Annotated in this window: 21 protein-coding genes and 1 pseudogene; 7 read left to right on the top strand and 15 right to left on the bottom strand. The window is 66.3% G+C overall.

Going from position 1 to position 16,891, the window contains the following annotated elements; all coding sequences use genetic code 11:
* Positions 1 to 68 precede the first annotated feature (68 nt).
* The 3 genes from VJ109_RS01995 to VJ109_RS02005 are packed head-to-tail and all read right to left on the bottom strand — an operon-like array spanning position 69 to position 3,434.
* The gene (locus VJ109_RS01995) at positions 69 to 1,208 is read right to left on the bottom strand and encodes an ABC transporter permease (RefSeq protein ID WP_324758625.1); all 1,140 of its coding nucleotides are present in this window, start codon (positions 1,206 to 1,208) and stop codon (positions 69 to 71) included.
* Entirely contained in the window at positions 1,201 to 1,884 is a 684-nt protein-coding gene (locus tag VJ109_RS02000) for an ABC transporter ATP-binding protein (RefSeq protein WP_324758626.1), read from the bottom strand. Before VJ109_RS02000 ends, VJ109_RS01995 begins: the two co-directional genes overlap by 8 nt.
* Positions 1,881 to 3,434, bottom strand: a complete 1,554-nt coding sequence (locus VJ109_RS02005) for a COG1361 family protein (protein ID WP_324758627.1) — start codon at positions 3,432 to 3,434, stop codon at positions 1,881 to 1,883. Before VJ109_RS02005 ends, VJ109_RS02000 begins: the two co-directional genes overlap by 4 nt.
* 97 nt (positions 3,435 to 3,531) lie before the next feature.
* Between VJ109_RS02005 and VJ109_RS02010 the strand changes: the two genes are divergently transcribed.
* Positions 3,532 to 4,011 carry a DUF5797 family protein gene (locus VJ109_RS02010; RefSeq protein ID WP_324758629.1) on the top strand — a complete coding sequence of 160 codons (480 nt, stop codon included), beginning with the start codon at positions 3,532 to 3,534 and terminating at the stop codon, positions 4,009 to 4,011.
* 6 nt (positions 4,012 to 4,017) lie between these two features.
* On the opposite strand, the gene VJ109_RS02015 is transcribed toward VJ109_RS02010, so the two are convergent.
* Positions 4,018 to 5,085 (bottom strand): DUF5787 family protein, encoded by a 1,068-nt coding sequence (locus tag VJ109_RS02015; RefSeq protein ID WP_434737266.1) that lies wholly within the window; start codon positions 5,083 to 5,085, stop codon positions 4,018 to 4,020.
* 126 nt (positions 5,086 to 5,211) lie between these two features.
* Between VJ109_RS02015 and VJ109_RS02020 the strand changes: the two genes are divergently transcribed.
* The gene (locus tag VJ109_RS02020) at positions 5,212 to 5,562 is read left to right on the top strand and encodes a hypothetical protein (RefSeq protein WP_324758632.1); all 351 of its coding nucleotides are present in this window, start codon (positions 5,212 to 5,214) and stop codon (positions 5,560 to 5,562) included.
* 212 nt (positions 5,563 to 5,774) lie between these two features.
* On the opposite strand, the gene VJ109_RS02025 is transcribed toward VJ109_RS02020, so the two are convergent.
* Positions 5,775 to 6,203 carry a hypothetical protein gene (locus VJ109_RS02025; protein ID WP_324758633.1) on the bottom strand — a complete coding sequence of 143 codons (429 nt, stop codon included), beginning with the start codon at positions 6,201 to 6,203 and terminating at the stop codon, positions 5,775 to 5,777.
* A 393-nt stretch (positions 6,204 to 6,596) separates the two neighbouring features.
* Complete coding sequence (locus VJ109_RS02030; protein WP_324758634.1) at positions 6,597 to 7,022, bottom strand: bis(5'-nucleosyl)-tetraphosphatase; 426 nt, start codon at positions 7,020 to 7,022, stop codon at positions 6,597 to 6,599.
* Between the two features lie 166 nt (positions 7,023 to 7,188).
* On the opposite strand from VJ109_RS02030, the gene VJ109_RS02035 reads away from it, so the two are divergent.
* A complete protein-coding gene (locus VJ109_RS02035; RefSeq protein WP_324758636.1) occupies positions 7,189 to 7,521 on the top strand; it encodes an uS10/mL48 family ribosomal protein in 333 nt (110 codons plus the stop codon).
* Positions 7,522 to 7,546: 25 nt separating this feature from the next.
* Positions 7,547 to 8,827, top strand: a complete 1,281-nt coding sequence (locus VJ109_RS02040; RefSeq protein WP_324758638.1) for an amidohydrolase — start codon at positions 7,547 to 7,549, stop codon at positions 8,825 to 8,827.
* A 16-nt stretch (positions 8,828 to 8,843) separates the two neighbouring features.
* Here the strand turns inward: VJ109_RS02040 and VJ109_RS02045 are convergent, their stop codons facing one another.
* Genes VJ109_RS02045 through VJ109_RS02055 form a run of 3 tightly spaced genes read right to left on the bottom strand, consistent with a single transcriptional unit; the run spans position 8,844 to position 11,620 of the window.
* The gene (locus VJ109_RS02045; RefSeq protein WP_324758639.1) at positions 8,844 to 10,259 is read right to left on the bottom strand and encodes a geranylgeranyl reductase family protein; all 1,416 of its coding nucleotides are present in this window, start codon (positions 10,257 to 10,259) and stop codon (positions 8,844 to 8,846) included.
* 59 nt (positions 10,260 to 10,318) lie between these two features.
* Entirely contained in the window at positions 10,319 to 11,437 is a 1,119-nt protein-coding gene (locus VJ109_RS02050; protein ID WP_324758641.1) for a pyridoxal phosphate-dependent aminotransferase, read from the bottom strand.
* A 39-nt stretch (positions 11,438 to 11,476) separates the two neighbouring features.
* Positions 11,477 to 11,620, bottom strand: a complete 144-nt coding sequence (locus VJ109_RS02055; protein ID WP_324758642.1) for a hypothetical protein — start codon at positions 11,618 to 11,620, stop codon at positions 11,477 to 11,479.
* Positions 11,621 to 11,696: 76 nt separating this feature from the next.
* Here VJ109_RS02055 and VJ109_RS02060 point away from each other — a divergent pair, with 76 nt between their 5' ends.
* Positions 11,697 to 12,206, top strand: a complete 510-nt coding sequence (locus VJ109_RS02060) for a CinA family protein (RefSeq protein WP_324758643.1) — start codon at positions 11,697 to 11,699, stop codon at positions 12,204 to 12,206.
* Between the two features lie 35 nt (positions 12,207 to 12,241).
* A complete protein-coding gene (locus VJ109_RS02065; protein ID WP_324758644.1) occupies positions 12,242 to 12,748 on the top strand; it encodes a metal-dependent hydrolase in 507 nt (168 codons plus the stop codon).
* Here the strand turns inward: VJ109_RS02065 and VJ109_RS02070 are convergent.
* Positions 12,745 to 13,506 carry a PHP-associated domain-containing protein gene (locus VJ109_RS02070; RefSeq protein WP_324758645.1) on the bottom strand — a complete coding sequence of 254 codons (762 nt, stop codon included), beginning with the start codon at positions 13,504 to 13,506 and terminating at the stop codon, positions 12,745 to 12,747. The genes VJ109_RS02065 and VJ109_RS02070 overlap by 4 nt on opposite strands.
* Positions 13,507 to 13,623: 117 nt before the next feature.
* Here VJ109_RS02070 and VJ109_RS02075 point away from each other — a divergent pair, with 117 nt between their 5' ends.
* Positions 13,624 to 13,929, top strand: coding sequence for a DUF7565 family protein (locus tag VJ109_RS02075; protein ID WP_276220684.1), 306 nt, complete (start codon positions 13,624 to 13,626; stop codon positions 13,927 to 13,929).
* 3 nt (positions 13,930 to 13,932) lie between these two features.
* Here VJ109_RS02075 and VJ109_RS02080 read toward each other — a convergent pair whose 3' ends face one another.
* The 5 genes and pseudogenes from VJ109_RS02080 to ftsZ all read right to left on the bottom strand — a co-directional run bounded on the left by VJ109_RS02080 (position 13,933) and on the right by ftsZ (position 16,828).
* Positions 13,933 to 14,601, bottom strand: a complete 669-nt coding sequence (locus VJ109_RS02080) for a DUF4166 domain-containing protein (RefSeq protein ID WP_324758646.1) — start codon at positions 14,599 to 14,601, stop codon at positions 13,933 to 13,935.
* A gap of 185 nt (positions 14,602 to 14,786) precedes the next feature.
* A pseudogene (locus VJ109_RS02085) lies at positions 14,787 to 14,876 on the bottom strand (transcription elongation factor Spt5); the annotation flags it as partial.
* 125 nt (positions 14,877 to 15,001) lie between these two features.
* On the bottom strand, positions 15,002 to 15,439 hold the full coding sequence (locus VJ109_RS02090; RefSeq protein ID WP_276220680.1) for a transcription elongation factor Spt5: 438 nt from the start codon (positions 15,437 to 15,439) through the stop codon (positions 15,002 to 15,004).
* Between the two features lie 3 nt (positions 15,440 to 15,442).
* On the bottom strand, positions 15,443 to 15,622 hold the full coding sequence (locus tag VJ109_RS02095) for a protein translocase SEC61 complex subunit gamma (RefSeq protein ID WP_276220679.1): 180 nt from the start codon (positions 15,620 to 15,622) through the stop codon (positions 15,443 to 15,445).
* A 48-nt stretch (positions 15,623 to 15,670) separates the two neighbouring features.
* Positions 15,671 to 16,828 (bottom strand): cell division protein FtsZ, encoded by a 1,158-nt coding sequence (gene ftsZ, locus VJ109_RS02100; RefSeq protein ID WP_324758648.1) that lies wholly within the window; start codon positions 16,826 to 16,828, stop codon positions 15,671 to 15,673.
* Positions 16,829 to 16,891: the final 63 nt, after the last annotated feature.

Consider the following 16,891-nt stretch of genomic DNA (forward strand, 5'->3'; position numbering starts at 1 on the left):
TTCCCGTAATCGTCTGCGGGCGGCCTCACAGCAGGAGGTGGGGAGTCCCCGGGAGAAAAGCAGTCCGGTCAACTCCGCAACGCTTCGACCGGGGGCTCCCAGGCGGCCCGATAGGCGGGGTAGATGCCGCCGACGAGCGCGATGGCGATGCCGAACGCGAACGCACCCAACGGGACGACGGCGTTTCCCGGCAGCAGAACCGCCCACAGCGGGAGATCGGTGTTCAGCGCCACGACGACCACGGTCAGGACACCCAGCAGAGCACCGATGGCACCGCCGACGACCCCCAGCAGCGTCGCCTCCACCAGCAGGACCCGCAACACCTCCTGGCGGTGGATGCCGACCGCCCGCAGGACACCGATCTCGCCCCGTCGTTCGGAGACGGTCATCAGCATCACGTTGAAGATGCTGACGCCCGCGACGACCAGGGAGACGCTGGCGATCGCCAGCAGGAACCCGTTCAACAGCTCGAAGAACTCCGTGATCTGGTCGAGGACGCTAGTCAGCGAGAAGACGCTGACACGCTCCTGGCGGGCGTTGAGGCGCTGTTCGACGCCGTCGGCTATCGCCCGCGCGTCGGCCGCCGAGTCGGCCCGGACGACCACCTGCGAGAAGCCGGGCGTGACGAACTCCTCTTCGGGGAGGACGACGGCCGAATCGGCCTGGAGCGGCGAGATACTCGCGATCTCGGGCAGGACGGCGACGACACGATACTGGTTGCCTTCGACGGTTATCGTGCTCCCCTCGCGTAGCCCCAGTTCGGTCGCGATGTCCGCGCCGACGATCGCACCCTGTCTGTGGGTCGCCGGGACGGCACCGCTTCCGTTCCCGAACAGCGCACGCGGAGTGTCGGTCCCGTAGATCTGTGTCACTGTCTGGCCGCCGCCGGCGCTGACGCTTCCTCCAGTCGTCTTCAGGGGGATCACCGTACCGCGGCCGTCGGCGGCCCGTTGGATCGCCGCCAGGTCCCGCGTGTCCAGCGTGTCGGTACCGCTGCCCTGTGCCGGGCTGACGATGACCTGGTCGCCGAGTCCGCCCAGTTCCTCGGTCGCCGCGACGCTGAGTGCGTTGCCGAGCAGGCCCAGCGTCACGACGGCGAAGACGCCGATAACGATGCCAAGCGCCGCAAGCGCCGCCCGGAGCCGCTGGCGCGAGATGTTCCGGCGTGCCAGCGCGACCGCCGGAAACCGGCTCTCGCGGTCAGTCACGCTGGATCACCCCGTCGACGAGTTCGACGGTCCGGTCGGCGTAGTCGGTCACGAGGTCGTCGTGGGTGACTGCCACGACGGCGACACCCCCCTCGCTGATCCCGCGGACCTCCTCCAAGATCCGTGTCCCCGTGTCGCGGTCGAGGTTCCCCGTCGGCTCGTCGGCCAGCAGGATTGCCGGCTCGTTGATCAGCGCCCGGGCGATGGCGACACGCTGTTTCTGCCCGCCGGAGAGTTCGTCGGGCGTGTGATCCAGCCGATCGCCGAGTCCCACCCGTTCCAGCAGGTCCCTGGCCCGGTCGGTGGCGTCGCCGGGGAGGAACGCCGTCGGCAGGCGGACGTTCTCCAGCGCAGTCAGGGTCGGGAGGAGGTGAAAGTCCTGGAAGACGAAGCCCAGCGACTCCCGCCTGGCGTCGGTCCCCTGGGCAGGGGACAGTCCCGCGGTCGGCTCGCCCCTGAGTTCGACACGGCCCGTGGTCGGTTCGTCGAGCAACCCCATGACGTTCAACATGGTACTCTTGCCGCTGCCGCTGGGACCGACGACGGCGACTACCTCGCCGGCCTCGACCGCGAAATCCACGTGCGAGAGGGCGGTCACCGCCGTCGGGCCGTCGCCGTACCGCTTGGTGACGTCGACGAGGCGGAGCGGTGGCACGGAGTCCTCAACCCCGGTCATCGTCGGCGTCGGCGGACCAGTACGATCACCGTCACGGCCAGCAGGACGACGACTGCACTCCCGGCCGCGAGAGCGGTGGCCGACGAACCGGAGTCGCTGTCGGCGTCGGGTTCGGGGACCGGAAGCGTCGCTGTCCGTCGGATCTGCTCGCCGTCGGTCATGTACGTGACTTCGACGGTGACGGTACTCGCGTTCGCCACGTCGGCCTGTGCGGTCAACTCGAAGGGCGCGAACTCGCTGCTGGCGACGGTCCCGACGAAGTAGGTTCGCTGGGGGTACGCCGGCGTGACGCGGTCGTCGGGGACGACCCTGACGACGGCGCTCCGGATCTCGCCGGTCCCGGTGTTGGCGAGGTTTCCGTCGAGACGGAGCTGTCCGTCCTCGTCGAGACTCACGTCCGTCCCGGTGATGGTCGCGTTGCCTCGCCGGGCGCTGTAGTTGTAGGCGACGGCCGACTCCCCCGAGCGGTCCGCGAGCCGGTAGGTCGCGACGAACCGGACCCCGTCGACCCCACGGACATCGGAGAGGTCGGTCTGGACGGTCGCGGAGTCGCCCGGTTCGAGCCGGTCCGTGACCGTGAGCCGGCCGACCTGACCCAGCAGTGCGCCGTCTGCCGAGCGGGCGGTCAGGACCACCCGGTCGACGGGCGCGTTGCCGAAGTTCGTCACCGTCACGTCGACGAACGCGGGGTCCCGCTCGGCCTCGTCGGACTGCTGTTGGAGCGCGCTCCCGCCCCCACCGCCGACCAGCCCCGCCAGGCCACCCGCCACCTGGTCGGTTTCGTCGGTCGTCGCCGTCGGCCGGGCGCGGACACCGACATCCTCGATCAACGGTTCGACCGTCACCGACCGGCTGTACCGTGCCGTCGACACCGCCCCGGTGGGATCGGTGTAGGTCGAGCCGATCGTGAGTTCCCGATCCCCGGGGTCGCCCGCCCGGACATCGAACGCGAGCGTTGTCGATGCCCCCGCAGCGAGTGTCGCGACGGTCCGTCGCGTCTGCTCGCCGCGTTCCGGTTCGGTCACACGGACCTCGACGTTCCGGAGTGGCCCCGTTGTGGGGTTCGAGACGGTCGCCTCGACCCTGTTGTCCGTCCCGGCGACCAGCGTCGCGTTCCGGACCTCAACGAGGGGCGCACCCCGCTCGACGCCGATCGAGAGCGGTCGGGTCGAGCGGACGCCCTCGTCGTCGCTGTCGGTCCCACGGGCGACCAGCCGGAGGTCGTAGACGTCCGGCTCGTCGACGGTGAACGTCACCGGGACCGAGAGGGTCTCGCCCGGCGAGAGCCGACCGAGGTCGGTCGCTCGGCCGAGCTTGTTCCCGTCGCTGTCGACGACAGTGACGTTGTCCAGTGTGATCGGCGTGTCGCTCCCGCCGGAGAGCCGGAGCGTCGTCTCGGCGGTGATCGGCGCACCGGCCGTCGGCGTCCCCGGCGAGACCGTGGTGTCGGTCAGCGTGAGTCGGGCGTCGGCACCCGCAACCGGGACTGTCAGGCCGAGGGCGAGCAGCGAGAGCGCGAGAGTGACCGCGAGAACACGAGAGTCCTGCATCTACGAGAGTGAAGGCCTGAACGGACAAATACCTCTCGCCGGACCCGGCTACGTGACTCCAGAACGCTTGTTACACCCCTGGCGTTAGACGGAGGTGATGACCCTCTCGGACGAGGCCCGCCAGCGGCTCGCCGACATCGTCGAGCGCCAGCCGACGAAAAACGGCGAACTACAGGAACTGTGGGACATGGACAGCGGGAGCGAGGTCCACCAGTATCTGGAGTCGGAGCTCAAGGAGTACTACTACCGTAACGACGACAGCCTCATCTGTGCGACGCCGGAGGCGACCGCGCTCATCGATGGCGAAGATTCGGAACGTGTCCAGACGATCACGGTGACGCCGCTGCAGCAGGCCGTCGTCGACGTGATCGCCGCCCCCGAGGAGGAGAGCCAGAGCGTCGTCGCCGTCCTCCACGCGTTGCGCGAGGCCGGCGAGGACCCCGAGGTCGACGACGTCCGCTCGGCGTTGCGCAGTCTCGCCGACAAGGGTATCGTCGAGACGATCCAGAAGACGGTCCCGACGTTCCGGCTCGCGGTCGCCCGAGAGAACCTCGACATCGAACTGGCCGAGGCGTGAGCCGGGTCACCGCTCTCCCGGCAGTGCGGGTCGCTGTCGTCGTCGCCGATCGTCCAGCAGCCGTTTGATCGCCGCACCCGGCCCTCCCTCGACGGGCCAGCCCTTCGACCGCCAGGTGGGCGGTTCCGGTTCGAACGCCGGACACGAGCCACGGCACTCCCCCTGGGTCGGGCGACACGCTTTCGCGTCACAGTACGGGAAGACGCCGCTCTGGGCTCGATCGAGCCGGAAGTGTCGGCAGTCCGGCCGCATCGTCGACGCGTAGGCACGCCAGCCCCGTTCGTAGGCTCGCTCGGCGATTGCCAGCCGTTTCTCCCGTTTCCACTCCGCGTCGACGTACTCGAAGCGAGCGCCGCTGACTCCGTCGTCGGGCCGTTCGAGAATCCGGGTTCCTGGCTCGTCGGGCGAAAGCGTCCGGGGCTGCCAGACCCGCTCGGCCGTTCCGGCGTCGGTGTCGACGGTCAACACGCCGGCCTCGGCGGGCATATCTGTCAGCAACACCGGCTCGATGTCGTCGCCGGTCGCCGCCGTAGCGACCCACACCTCGTCGGCCAGTCCCAGCGCCACGTCCCGTTCCAGTTGAGAAACCAGGTTCCTGGCCGCGCTGGCGTCGAGGTCGGGCTTGTTCTCGATTGCGACGATCCGGGTTATCCAGTCGGGATAGGGTGCTCTCCGGCGAATCTCGATCCGGTTGCCCCGCTTGCGCGTCTCCAGCGCGTCCCGACCAGCCAACTCGTGGATCGATTCCCGCACGTACCGCCAGGGGTAGCCGGGGTCCGGCAGGGCGTCCCGGTAGTACGTCCACGCCGCCGGCGCGTTCCGGAGGACGTGCAGGTGATCGGTGTCGAACGCGTCGGGGCCGAAGGCCGCCCGTCGGCGGAGTGCGTCGGGGTCACACTCTACGACGATAGTGTCCCAGCGGCGTCGCTTCGTTCCGAGTTGGCGAGCGACCAGCACCCCATCGCCCTCGTGGTTTGGCTGCCAGTCCCGCTCGGCCCACTGACAGACGGCGAGTTCGAACACGAACTCGGAATCAGGACGGTCCACATCCGCAGTAGGCCGCCGCCGACGCAAATAGCTGACTGCCTCCCGTCGATGAGCACCGACCGTTCCGCCGGACAGTCGTCCGGCGATCAGTATACTTCCGGAATATATACGAAAACAATTATTTACCGTCGATGAGCGGACCATAACGAACCCATGTCAGGCCAAGGTACATTCGATCAGTACACAACGATTCAGTGGATCGCGGCAGTGATCGTCGCCATCATCTCCTTCCCGATCGGACTGGCGGTCCCGATCTACTTCTACATCAAGTCGAACAACGGGACGGCCGCCGAGCAGGGCGCCTGGGAGGCGTGGGGCGTCATCCTCGCCGGGATCATCGGGATCATCGCCGTCGAGTTGGGCGGCGAGACGGGTGGGAAGATCGCTATCGCGATCGTCGTCCTCCTCCCGATCCTGCTCATCGTCGCCGCCGTCCTCGGGAGCTTCGTGCTGGGCCTCGGCGGCACCGCCGGTGCAGTAGCTCCTGTCGCCGCGGCGCTGTAGTCACTCACCGGACCGTTTTTGTTCCAGTTCACGGTCATAGGCGTGTTCTACGTCGGCCCCTTCGAGAAACTCGAAGGAGAGGTGCTCAAGCAACGATAGCGTCTCGGTTTCGAAAGTGATCTACCGAAGGATGGTCTCACAGGGTCACCGAACTCGTTCCCCCTCAGCGTTCACCCTGCTCTGTGGTGTGGTACTCGTTCGATAACACCCGCTTACTGATTCAGGACACTTCCAAGAACGCCCCCGATAGTGTACCCGATCGGGGAGAATAGTAGGAGTCCGAACAGGTTGGTGAGCGCACCGAGTCCGGACAGCAGCGCCATTCCGGCACCGGATCCCATCGCGGTTTCACCGCCGGACGCCGCACCGATGGCCCCACCCATGATGATCTGACCGGGAATGTAGACGATATTAAACGCAACTGCAGCGAGCATTCCAGTGGCCAGAGCGAACTTCACTGCTGTTTTGGTGTCAGTAATCGATGTGAAGACGGCGACAACAGCGGCCCCAAGAGCCACTTCCTTGAACAGCGGAACGATACGGACGAGATTGAGTATCGGGACGAAACCGGTTACCAGCAGGACACCAAATATAATTCCGAACGATTTCTTAAATTTTTCTTCTTCGAATCCGAATATCATAGTACAATCAGGTGTCAGACAACGGGGATAATTAACTGTTCTGGTTTGCAGAAGACGATACCGGCTCACATACCATGGACGGCCCAATATACGGATAGTACTGCTGTAAGAGCGTCCACCTCTCTTTTTTGTTAGTAACCGTATGTTCGTATCTTCGCAGGCAGACATAACTGTCAAGAATCCGGTTTTCCGCCTCGGACCGTTAGTAGGTCGCCATCGCGATCGTCGGACTCCTCCCGATCGTCCTCATCGTCGCCGCCGACTCCGGGGTCTTCGTCCACGGGATGAGCGGATCACCGGCGTCGCCGCTCCGGCCGCCGTCGCGGCACTATCGTCACTCCTCGGGGCGTTCCCGTCCCCCGGAAAGATGTCGGACCGCCCCCTGCGAACCGGTTACTCCTCTAGTTCCTCGTCGAGGAACTCGTCTGCCTCTTCGAGGATCTCGCGGGGGCCGTCCTGCGTGACCGTGTTGATCGCCTGGTCGTAGTCACGCCACTGCATGTCACGGTGTTCGTTCGACAGTTCCGCGGACGCTTCGTAGGACTTCGCGACGAACAGGTGGACCGTCTTGTGGATGGTGTTGCCGTCCGCCTCGAAGACGTAGTCGTAGTCCTCGCGGAACCCGTCGAGCAACCGGAAGTCGCTGATCCCGGCTTCCTCCTTGACCTCGCGGATCGCCGTCTGTTGCAGTTCTTCGTCGCCTTCGACACCGCCTTTGGGGAACTCCCAATCACCTGGCCGACTCTTGAGCAGGAGGTACTCACGCCGGCCACGCGTATCGCGAAAGAGGATCGCTCCCGCGCTCGTGGCCTCTATCATTACCCAGATTTACACGACCGATACTTAAGAGAATACCGGAGACAGCGGGGCCTCGGAGGCGATTGGTCTGATTCCATCCTCGATCTAGTACGTCGCTGGGACAAACGGGCCGGCCAACCGAAACCACGTGGTATTTTGCCGACTGTCGCCAAGAGACGACCAAGAGATGCCTTTCGTCACGACACTCACGCTCACGAGCGGGAATCACGACCAACTCGACGAGACAGTCACGGAGATCAAACAGAGCGCCGAGCGCAAGGGCGTCGAACTGAAAGGACCGCATCCGAAGCCACCGACGGATCTCCGGGTCCCCCAGTCCAAGACGCTCGGTCCCGACGGCGGCCGGTTCGAGTCCTGGCACTACACAGTGTATACCCGGACCATCGAGATCGTCGGCTACGAGGAGTTCGCCCGGTCAGTGGCCCAGCGGTCGTTCCCCGGCGGCGTCCGCGTCGAGGCCGGCGTCGAACAGCGCACGCAGGTCGGTAGCGGAGCATAAGACACTGGAGGCCGTCGCCCTCGCTATGGAGCAGTCCAGCCGCGACCGTCTGGTCGAACTGCGACGGGACCTGCATCGCTATCCCGAACCCGCCTGGCGGGAATACTACACCACCAGCCGCATCGTCGCGGAACTGGAACGGATCGGCGTCGACGACCTGCTCGTCGGCCCGGACGTTCTGGACGCCGACGCCCGGATGGCGGTCCCCGACGACGACGAACTCGACGCGTGGCACGACCGCGCGAGGGACGCAGGTGCGCGTTCCGACGTGCTGGAACGGACCCGCGGCGGGCTTACGGGGGCGATGGCCGTCCTCGACCGCGGCGAGGGGCCGACGGTCGGGCTCCGGGTCGACATCGACGCCTTGCCCATCACCGAATCGACCGGGGGTGACCACGCACCCGCCAGCGGCGCGTTCCGCTCGGAGAACGAGGGGTACATGCACGCCTGCGGCCACGACGCCCACGCGACCATCGGCGTCGGCGTCCTCGAAGCCGTCGCCGAAAGCGACTTCCAGGGGACGCTGAAGGTCTTCTTCCAGCCCGCCGAGGAGGTCATCGGCGGCGGCCGGGCCGTCGCCGAGAGCGGGCACCTCGACGACCTGGACCACCTGCTGGCGATCCACATCGGGCTGGACCACCCGACGGGCGAAGTCGTCGCCGGCGTCGATGGCTTTCTCGCGGTCCGGCAGTTCGAGGCGACCTTCGAAGGCGAGTCGGCCCACGCGGGCGGGCACCCGTCACAGGGACGGGACGCTATCCAGGCGCTGGCGACGGCCGTCCAGAACCTCCACGCGATCCGGCGCCACGGTGACGGCGCCACGCGGGTCAACGCCGGTGTCGTCGGGGGCGGGACGGCGACGAACATCGTGGCCGAGCAGGCTCACATGGAAGGGGAGGTCCGGGGCGAGACGACCGAACTGAAAGAGTACATGAGCGAGCGGGCTGATACTGTCATCGACTCCGCCGCGACGATACACGACTGTGCGGTGACCGTCGAGACGACCGCCGAGGCCCCGAGCGCCGAGAGCGACGCCGATCTCGCGGCGGTCGTCTCAGAGGTGGCCGGCGACGTCGCGGGCGTCGATAGCCGACTGGACAGCGACGACCTGGGCGGGAGCGAGGACGCGACCTACCTGATGAATCGGGTCCAGTCACAGGGGGGCCTGGCGTCGTTCGTGGGCATCGGCACCGACCATCCGGGCGGCCACCACACGCCGACATTCGACGTGGACGAACGGTCGCTGGCGATCGGTGTCGACGTGCTCGCGGGGACGATCGAACGGCTCGGCGAGAACCCCGTATAGCGACGGACCGTAGCGCTCAGTACTTCGGTTCGGCGCCGGTGACCTCGTAGATGTCGTCCATGATGGCGTCCCGTTCGCGCTGCCACTGCTCGAAGCCGGCACGGTCGTCCGGATACTGCTCGTAGTGGTCCAGCAGGCGGTCGGCCAGTTGCTTGGTCTGGTAGAGGTCGTAGATCGTCCCCCAGTGGCCGACGCTGTTGACTGCCATCTTCAGCTTCAGCCCGAGACCGATGCTCGTCGACCCGCCGTACAGCGCCTCGGCGAGCTTCTCGCCGGGCATCGCCGCCAGCAGCGCCATCAGGTCGTCGATGTCGTAGGCCGTCGTGAAGATGTTGTAGACGTCCAGGGCCGCGTACCGCGAGCCGAAGTGGTCCATCACGTTGACGTTGTACTCCCAGAGGGCGGCCTCCTCGCCGGTTCGGCCGTCCTCGATGGCCTCGATGGCCTGCTCGGCGGCGTAGGTGCCGGCGTAGGCCGCGCCGGCGATTCCCCCGCCGGTCGTGGGGTTGACGTGGCCCGCGGCGTCGCCGACGGCCATGAACCCGGGCGCGACCGCCGAGTCGTACGGCCGTCGGGTCGGGAGCGCGGCGCCGAGTTTGTCGGTGACTTTCGCGCCGTCGAACTCCTCGCGGCGGTCCAAGTCACGTTTGAGGCTGTCGACGAGTTCCATGGGCTCCTCGTTCATCTGGAACCCCAGCCCGGCGTTGATCTCCGTGTCCGTCCGCGGGAAGTACCAGAGATAGCCCGCCGAGCGCTCGGTGGGTTTGAACACCAGGGCGTCGTCCCATTCGACGGGCTCGTCGACCTCGATGATCTCCCGGTAGGCGGAACAGAACTGCGAGTACTGGACGTTCGTATCGAAGCTGGCGTCTTCGAGGTCGGTCTTGTCCTGGAGGATCGAGAGCGCGCCGGCGGCGTCGATGACCATCTCGGCGTCGTAGGTGACCGGATCGCCCTTCCGGATGCCGGTGACGCCGGTCACACGCCCGTTCTCGTCCTGACGGACGTTCTGGACGACGGTGTCGTAGTGGAACTCGACGCCGGCCCGCTCGGCGCCCTCGATGAGACAGCGGCCGTACTCCCAGCGGTCGATGACGGCCAGTTCGCCGGGCACGGGGATCTCCAGGACGGTGTCCTCCTGTGGGATCTCGAAGCGGCCGTGGTCGACGCCGGTGTTCGTAAACGCCGGTTCGAGCTGGGACTTCGGGATCGCTTCGGGGAAGTCGCTGGCGCCTTTCAGCGCGTCGCCACAGGCGATGTGGCCCGCCTCGTGTTCGTCCTTGCGCTCGACGATCACCACGTCGTACCCGGCTTGGGCGACCGTCGCCGCGGCGTAACAACCCGAGGTTCCGGCGCCGACGACGACGACATCGGCAGACACCGACCGTGTGGTAGTCGCGCCCCCGGTGGTGCTGCCATCGTAACTACTCATAACCGCTGATCCTGCCCGGAAGGGCAAAATCGTTCCGACTGGGTACAGCGACCGCCGAGTCAGGCGAAAAAGCGCCGCAACCGTTCGGCGGCCGTCTCGACCCGCGGTGTCACCAGGGCAAAGCGGATCGCGCCCGCACTGGCACTCCCGAACGCCTCGCCGGGCATCCCCGCAACGCCGCCCTCGTCGATCAGTTCGTAGACGTTCTCGAAGCTCCCGGGGAACGACGGGAACCGCGCCATCACGTAGAAGCCGCCCTCGGGGCGGTTGTAGTCGGCTCCCACGTCGTCGAGTGCCCCACAGAGCGTCTCGACGCGTGCGGCCAGCCGGTCCCGACACCGGGCGTAGTAGTCCGGCGGCGTCGTCGCCAGCGCACGCTCAATGGCGTACTGGGCGGGCCGGCTGGTCGTGATGTTCGTGAGCATGTGTCGCGTCTTGGCCCGCTCCAGCAACTCGCCCGTGGGACCGTTCGCCGGCGGGAAGACGGCGTAACCGACACGGAACCCGGTGATCGCCATCGACTTCGAGAAGCCGTTGGTGGCGACGACGTTGGGCGAACCGGTCGCCAGCCCGGAACTGAACCGCCCGGCGTAGTCGAAGTGGTCGTACACCTCGTCGCTGACCAGGAGCGCGTCGTACTCCTCGGCGATGGCGGCGAACTCGGCCATCGTGTCGGCGCCGTAGACAGCGCCGGTGGGGTTGTTCGGCGTGTTGACGACGATGACCGCCGTCTCCTCGCTGGCGGCCTCGCGGACTGCGGCCGGACGGAGGTGGCCGCTGTCGTCGACTGGCACCAGCGTCGGCGTCGCCCCGAGGAAGTTCGCGCGGCCGGCGTAGTAGGGGTAGACCGGATCGGTCAAGAGGACCTCCTCGCCGGGGAAGTGGTCGAGTCCGCCCAGCATCGCGAGGTGGTTCGCCTCGCCGGTCCCGTTGGTGACGACGACCCGATCGACGGCGATGTCCCGGCGGGCGGCGATCCGCTCGCGCAGGCGGCGCAACCCCTCGCTGGGCGCGTACTGGAACTGCGCGGCGTCGGCTTCAGCGTAGTCACGGAGGCCGTCCCGGATCCCTTCCGGCGGGTCCCAGTCCGGGTTCCCCGAGACCATGTCGACCACGTCACGGTCGGCCCGGCGGGCGTACTGCATGACCCGGAAGAACTGCGGTTCCTCGTAGTCCATACCCGCCCTCGTCGGGCCGGTGCCGTCTGTCTTTCCTTCTCAGGAGCGAACGACAAGCGTCACGACGCCGGCCAGCAGCAACAACACGCCCCAGAGGAGGTCCGGGCCGGGCAGGACAGCCAGGAACAGGGTCACGACTCCGGAGGAGACGAGCGACCACCCGAGCGTCGTCTGGTATGCCATACCGCCACTTGGTGCTGTGGCTTGAAAGACCCTGGCCTGCTCAACGCTTATTCCGGACGGGGGCCTACCGACAACCATGTCCGACTCGTCGACAGCGGTCGAACAGCGCGTCGGGGACCGACTGCGCGAGCGAGAGGAGACAGTCGCCGTCGCGGAGTCCTGTACCGGCGGGCTCGTCGGATCGCTGGTGACCGACGTTCCCGGCTCCAGCGACTACTTCGACCGCTCGGTCGTCACCTACTCCTACGGCGCGAAACAGGAGCTCCTGGCGGTCGCCCGCGAGACGCTGGACGAACACGGCGCAGTCTCGGAACCCGTCGCCGCTGAGATGGCCCGTGCGGTCAGAGACACCGCCGGGACCGACTGGGGCGTCGCGACGACTGGCGTGGCCGGCCCGGGCGGGGGGACCCCGGAGACGCCGGTCGGGACGGTCCACATCGCGGTCGCTCACGCCGCTCCCTGGGAGACCGGCGAGTCGGGCGTGCGCGTCGCCCGCTACGAGTTCGACGGCGACCGGACGACGGTCAAAGAACGGATCGCCAGACAGGCGCTGTCGGATCTCCTCGCGGCTACCGATGAGCAGTAGGAAGACCTTTCGGCGTCCCCTCCAACGGTTTCTCCGTGAACAAACGCGGCCACGTCCTGAACGCCGTCCTGTTGAGTATCGGCCTGGGGTACGTACTCGATCCGTCGGGCGACATCTCGACCTTTGCGACTATGGCGGAGGTGTTCCTCCCGGTCGTGCTGGGTGCGCTGTTTCCCGACGTGGACACCGCCTTTGGCCGCCACCGGAAGACTCTGCATAACTTGCCCATCCTCGCGATCTTCATGGCACACCCGATCTACCACGCCGGCAACCTCCAGTGGGTCTGGCTCGGCGTCCTGACCCACTACGTGCTGGACTACCTGGGATCGAAACGCGGTCTCGCGCTCTTCTATCCGCTCTCCGATCAGGAGTACGCCTTCCCCTGGGGCGTGGCGACGACGAGCGACTGGGCCGAGCGGGTCACCGTCGCCATCACCGTGATCGAACTCCTGATAATCGCGGCGCTGGTCCACGTGCTCCCGCAGTATCTCCCGCCGGAGGTCACACAGGTGCTGGCCGAGAACACCGCGCTCATCGCCTAGTAGACCTTGCAGTGGTCGAAGCGCCCGTCGTAGGCGACGTGGTCGGGATGGGTCGGCTCGGTTCCCTGGAGCATCAGCCGGTCGAACTTCCCCCAGGAGTTCTCGAAGCCGAGATGTGCGAACTCCAGGGCACGTTGGGCGACGTGGCTCAGCCCGTGCCGGTGAAACAGCCGCCGGGGCGCGTCGGCCCGGAACGCCCTCGCGAGCGCGTCGGCGTCGTCGACCGCCCGATCGAACGACAGCCAGGCCTCGCCGACGGTCCCACGGAGGTGCGCGTACGACGAGGCGAACGTCTGGATGCCAGTCTCGCGGGCGATCTCGCGCGCCCGCCGGTTGTCGTGCGGGAGGTGTTTGGGGTTGTACACCTCGATCGAGTCGATCGTGTCGGCGTAGGTCCGCACCTCCTCGCGCCCGAAGCTGACGTTCAGGAAGGTCGGATGGGGGATCAACACGGCCGCATCCTGGCGCTGTAGTTCCTCCATCGTCGCTTCCAGCGTGATGAAGTCCGGCACGGGTTCGTCCAGCCCGATCGCCAGGACGTGGCGGCGGTGCTGCCAGGTTCCGGTGAACAGCTCCCTGCCCGGAATCACTGCCAGTTCGTCGTCGGAGTAGCGAGCTGCTTGCTCACGGATGTCCGACAAGCGCGTGAAGTGTGGTGCGTACACGATCGCGTCCATGCCGCGGGCCTTCGCCCGCTCGACGACCCCCTCGTCGAGGACCTTGACGTGCACGTCGACGTTGAACCCCTCACTCGTCACGTCGAATACTCCTGTCGTCGACACATTATGGGTTTCTATTCGTCACTCGGTTTCGGTCAATCTTCTATCAGGAACGGGCAGTACCCTTATACGAGCGGCTCGCGTCGTCTCCGCCAAATGACGCGGTGGGAGTGTGCGATCGAGGGCGACGACCGACAGTTCGACAACGTCGAGGATCTCATCGTCCACCAGTCGACGGACCACGAACGCATCACCTGCCAGGTGTGTGGCACCGTGATCCCGGACGGCTACTTCGCGATCAAACACGCGTTCGACGAACACTCCCGAGCGGAGTACGTCCGCGCCTACGACGCGTCGGCCGGGGACGTTCGCCGCCGTGAGAGCGTCAAAGAGGCGATCGAGGCCGCGGCCAACATGGGCGAGGTCATCGACCGCCTCGAAGGCGGCGACGGGTCGTACTGAGAATTACCGCGGCGGAAGCGTGGTCAGCCCGTGCCGGCGTAACGTCTCCGGAACTGTTTCGCGTGCCTCGACGGTCTGTGTGAACGATCCTCGATAGCTGAGGATGCGCCCGGCCAGCGCGTTCTCGACGACGGCGTCGATGTGGAACCGCCCGTCGCTCTCGTCGTAACGGTCCCGGACCTCGACGCTGGCCGCCAGCGGTCCCGGGAGTGGGACGTACGTCGACCCGAGCCTGGCCCACTGGCGCCCGCCCTCGACGACGAGCGTGCCGTCCTCGACGCGTGGCCGTAACTCGGAGGCGACGAGTCCGTGCCCACCCAAGAAATCGAGCAGGCGTCCGTGCTCGTCGTCCCAGACCGTCAGGGAATCGAAGTGCCGGGTCGTCCCGTCGAACGAGAACGTCCGCCGCGTCGTCATCGCCTCGTGACCGCCGTCGGTCCGGAACCCGACGGTCGTCACGGTAAACGGAACGTCGCTTCCCTGTTCGGGGAACAGTAGGTCGTCGACGGTCATCCCGTACAACACCGGAACCATGTGGAGCGCGCGGCTGATTTCCATCCATCCCCGGCCGATACAGGCGTCATCGTCGATCCCGACGCTGTACCGCTCGCGGACCTTCGGGTGCAGATCCGCCGCTGCTTCGCCCAGGGCACGCTCGTAGACGCCGGTCATCGGAATCCTCGCCGGTCACTCGCTCCTCGAACGCTACACTGACCGCTCGCCGACACGTCTGTCATGGATGGAGTTGGGAGCGAACGTGGATTAATCGTGGGGACGGGAGTGACTCCCGGCGGCTCCAGTCCTCGAAAATTGTCGCGGCTTCGCTCGTCAGCAGACGGTCGAGACGTGTCGCTGGATTACCGCTCTTCGGAGTCCAGTACCCGGATCTGATCCCCGCGGACCGTCACGGGAATCGGCACCGTCGCTTCGTACAGTTCGACGGTCACGCTGCCACCTTTTTCGGCGTCGGGTGCGCTTCGCGCACCCTCCTTGAAAAACGTGGGCGAAAAACCCGGACGGCTCGCTCACTGCGTTCGCTCGCGTCCGGAACAGCAATCTACCGGGCGTCAGGTTACCGCTCTTCGGAGTCCAGCACCCGGATCTGATCCCCGCGGACCGTCACGGGAATCGGCACCGTCGCTTCGTACAGTTCGACAGTCACCTGGTCTTTGCCCTCGTCGATGCGCTGGACCTGGGCTTTCTCGCCTTTGAACGGGCCGGCGATGAGTTCGACGATGTCGCCCTCGGCGATCCCTTCCACGTCGGGTTTCGGCGAGAGGAAGTGCTCGACTTCCGCCATCGAGGACTCGCCCTGAACCACGCCGTTGGCGTGGGGAATCTCGTCGAGGATGCGGTCGAACACCGACGCGTCGTCGGCCTCGACCATGACGTAGCTGGTCAGCGAGTCCGGCGCCAGCGCGGCGTGGATGCTCTCTTCCTCACGGTTGATGATCATGTCGGCCACGGTCCGTTCCTGGCTGGCCGTGGTCTTGACTGCGTAGATCCCCATCTGTTACACCGGCTTGCTACCGGGGACGAAGGTCATCACCGCGAAGATGATGAACCCGATCAGTCCCACCAGCACGATGCCCGCGCCGGCGATCTTCGCGATCTGTGAGAACTCGTCCCACTCCGGTGTACTCGCAAGTTTGAGTACACGGATATAGGAGTTGAGGTCGTACGGAACGTCCATAGCGGGCCGTACCCACTGACGGCTTTTCTATATTGTGGTGTCGGCCGCTCAGTCGACGTAGTCGATGTCCTCGCCGAGTTGCTGGGAGGCCCGTTCCTCCTGGGCCTCGCCCTGACCGTAGATCTGGGGGCTCTCGACGCCGGTGACGACGATCATCGTCTCCATCTTGCCGTCGAACTCGTTGTTGACGGAGGCACCCCAGATGATTCGGGCGTCGGGATCGATCCGGTCGTAGATCTCCTCGACGACGCCCTCGGCCTCCTCGATGGACATGTCCGGACCCCCGACGACGTTGACCAGGGCGGAGTTGGCCCCGTCGAACTCTACGTCCAAGAGCGGCGAGCGCAACGCCGATCTGATGGAGTCTTGGGCCTTGTTCTCCGAGTCGGACTCACCCAGTCCGATCATCGCGACGCCACCGTTCTCCATGATGGTCCGGACGTCGGCGAAGTCGACGTTGACGAGGCCGGGCTTGGTGATGAGTTCGGTCATCCCCTTGACCGACCGCATGAGCACACGGTCACAGATCTTGAACGCGTCCTGCAGCGGCATGCTGGGCGCGTAGTCCAGCAGTCGGTCGTTCGGGACGACGATGACCGTATCCGAGACAGAGCGGAGCCGTTCGAGGCCAGCGTCTGCGTTGGCCCGCCGGCGCTCCCCTTCGGCGGTGAAGGGAATCGTCACGATAGAGATGGTGAGCGCGCCGGCCTCCTGTGCGGCCTGTGCGACCACGGGGGCCGCACCCGTCCCGGTGCCGCCGCCGAGACCAGCGGTGACGAACACCATATCGGAGCCGTCGATGGCCAACTGGATGTCCTCGATGTTCTCCTGGGCGGCCTCCTCGCCGATCTTGGGGACCGAGCCCGCACCGCGACCACCGGTGCGTTTCTTCCCGATGAGGATCTTCGTGTCGGCCTCAACCTCGTCCGCGAGGTGCTGGGCGTCCGTGTTGGCGGCGACGAGTTTCGCCCCGTGGATCCCCTCCTCGGTCATCCGTGTGACCGTGTTCCCGCCGGCCCCCCCACAGCCGACGACCGTGATCTTCGTCTCCAGATCTTTGACGACCGACGCCAACTCCTCGTCGGTCATCTGTCCGGCAGTCGACATCTCTTCGGTTGACCCTGCTTGTCCGTCCGTCGTTTCCGACGCCGACGATGACCCCTCGTCCTCGGCCTCGTCGATGGCGTCGTCGATAATCGAATCCATATTTAAATCCCCGTTACAAGCGAACTGTCTTATGTTTTCCCCCTGTGTCGGACGCCCGGCAGA

The sequence above is a fragment of the Haloarcula montana genome (assembly GCF_035666295.1).
Lineage (GTDB): Archaea > Halobacteriota > Halobacteria > Halobacteriales > Haloarculaceae > Haloarcula > Haloarcula montana.

Excerpts from the sequence above, each read along its gene's own strand:
- VJ109_RS02000 (WP_324758626.1), bottom strand. The coding sequence starts at position 1,884 with ATGACCGGGGTTGAGGACTCCGTGCCACCGCTCCGCCTCGTCGACGTC.
- VJ109_RS02005 (WP_324758627.1), bottom strand. The coding sequence starts at position 3,434 with ATGCAGGACTCTCGTGTTCTCGCGGTCACTCTCGCGCTCTCGCTGCTC.
- VJ109_RS02010 (WP_324758629.1), top strand. The coding sequence starts at position 3,532 with ATGACCCTCTCGGACGAGGCCCGCCAGCGGCTCGCCGACATCGTCGAG.
- VJ109_RS02020 (WP_324758632.1), top strand. The coding sequence starts at position 5,212 with ATGTCAGGCCAAGGTACATTCGATCAGTACACAACGATTCAGTGGATC.
- VJ109_RS02025 (WP_324758633.1), bottom strand. The coding sequence starts at position 6,203 with ATGATATTCGGATTCGAAGAAGAAAAATTTAAGAAATCGTTCGGAATT.
- VJ109_RS02030 (WP_324758634.1), bottom strand. The coding sequence starts at position 7,022 with ATGATAGAGGCCACGAGCGCGGGAGCGATCCTCTTTCGCGATACGCGT.
- VJ109_RS02035 (WP_324758636.1), top strand. The coding sequence starts at position 7,189 with ATGCCTTTCGTCACGACACTCACGCTCACGAGCGGGAATCACGACCAA.
- VJ109_RS02040 (WP_324758638.1), top strand. The coding sequence starts at position 7,547 with ATGGAGCAGTCCAGCCGCGACCGTCTGGTCGAACTGCGACGGGACCTG.
- VJ109_RS02045 (WP_324758639.1), bottom strand. The coding sequence starts at position 10,259 with ATGAGTAGTTACGATGGCAGCACCACCGGGGGCGCGACTACCACACGG.
- VJ109_RS02050 (WP_324758641.1), bottom strand. The coding sequence starts at position 11,437 with ATGGACTACGAGGAACCGCAGTTCTTCCGGGTCATGCAGTACGCCCGC.
- VJ109_RS02055 (WP_324758642.1), bottom strand. The coding sequence starts at position 11,620 with ATGGCATACCAGACGACGCTCGGGTGGTCGCTCGTCTCCTCCGGAGTC.
- VJ109_RS02060 (WP_324758643.1), top strand. The coding sequence starts at position 11,697 with ATGTCCGACTCGTCGACAGCGGTCGAACAGCGCGTCGGGGACCGACTG.
- VJ109_RS02075 (WP_276220684.1), top strand. The coding sequence starts at position 13,624 with ATGACGCGGTGGGAGTGTGCGATCGAGGGCGACGACCGACAGTTCGAC.
- VJ109_RS02080 (WP_324758646.1), bottom strand. The coding sequence starts at position 14,601 with ATGACCGGCGTCTACGAGCGTGCCCTGGGCGAAGCAGCGGCGGATCTG.
- VJ109_RS02090 (WP_276220680.1), bottom strand. The coding sequence starts at position 15,439 with ATGGGGATCTACGCAGTCAAGACCACGGCCAGCCAGGAACGGACCGTG.
- VJ109_RS02095 (WP_276220679.1), bottom strand. The coding sequence starts at position 15,622 with ATGGACGTTCCGTACGACCTCAACTCCTATATCCGTGTACTCAAACTT.
- ftsZ (WP_324758648.1), bottom strand. The coding sequence starts at position 16,828 with ATGGATTCGATTATCGACGACGCCATCGACGAGGCCGAGGACGAGGGG.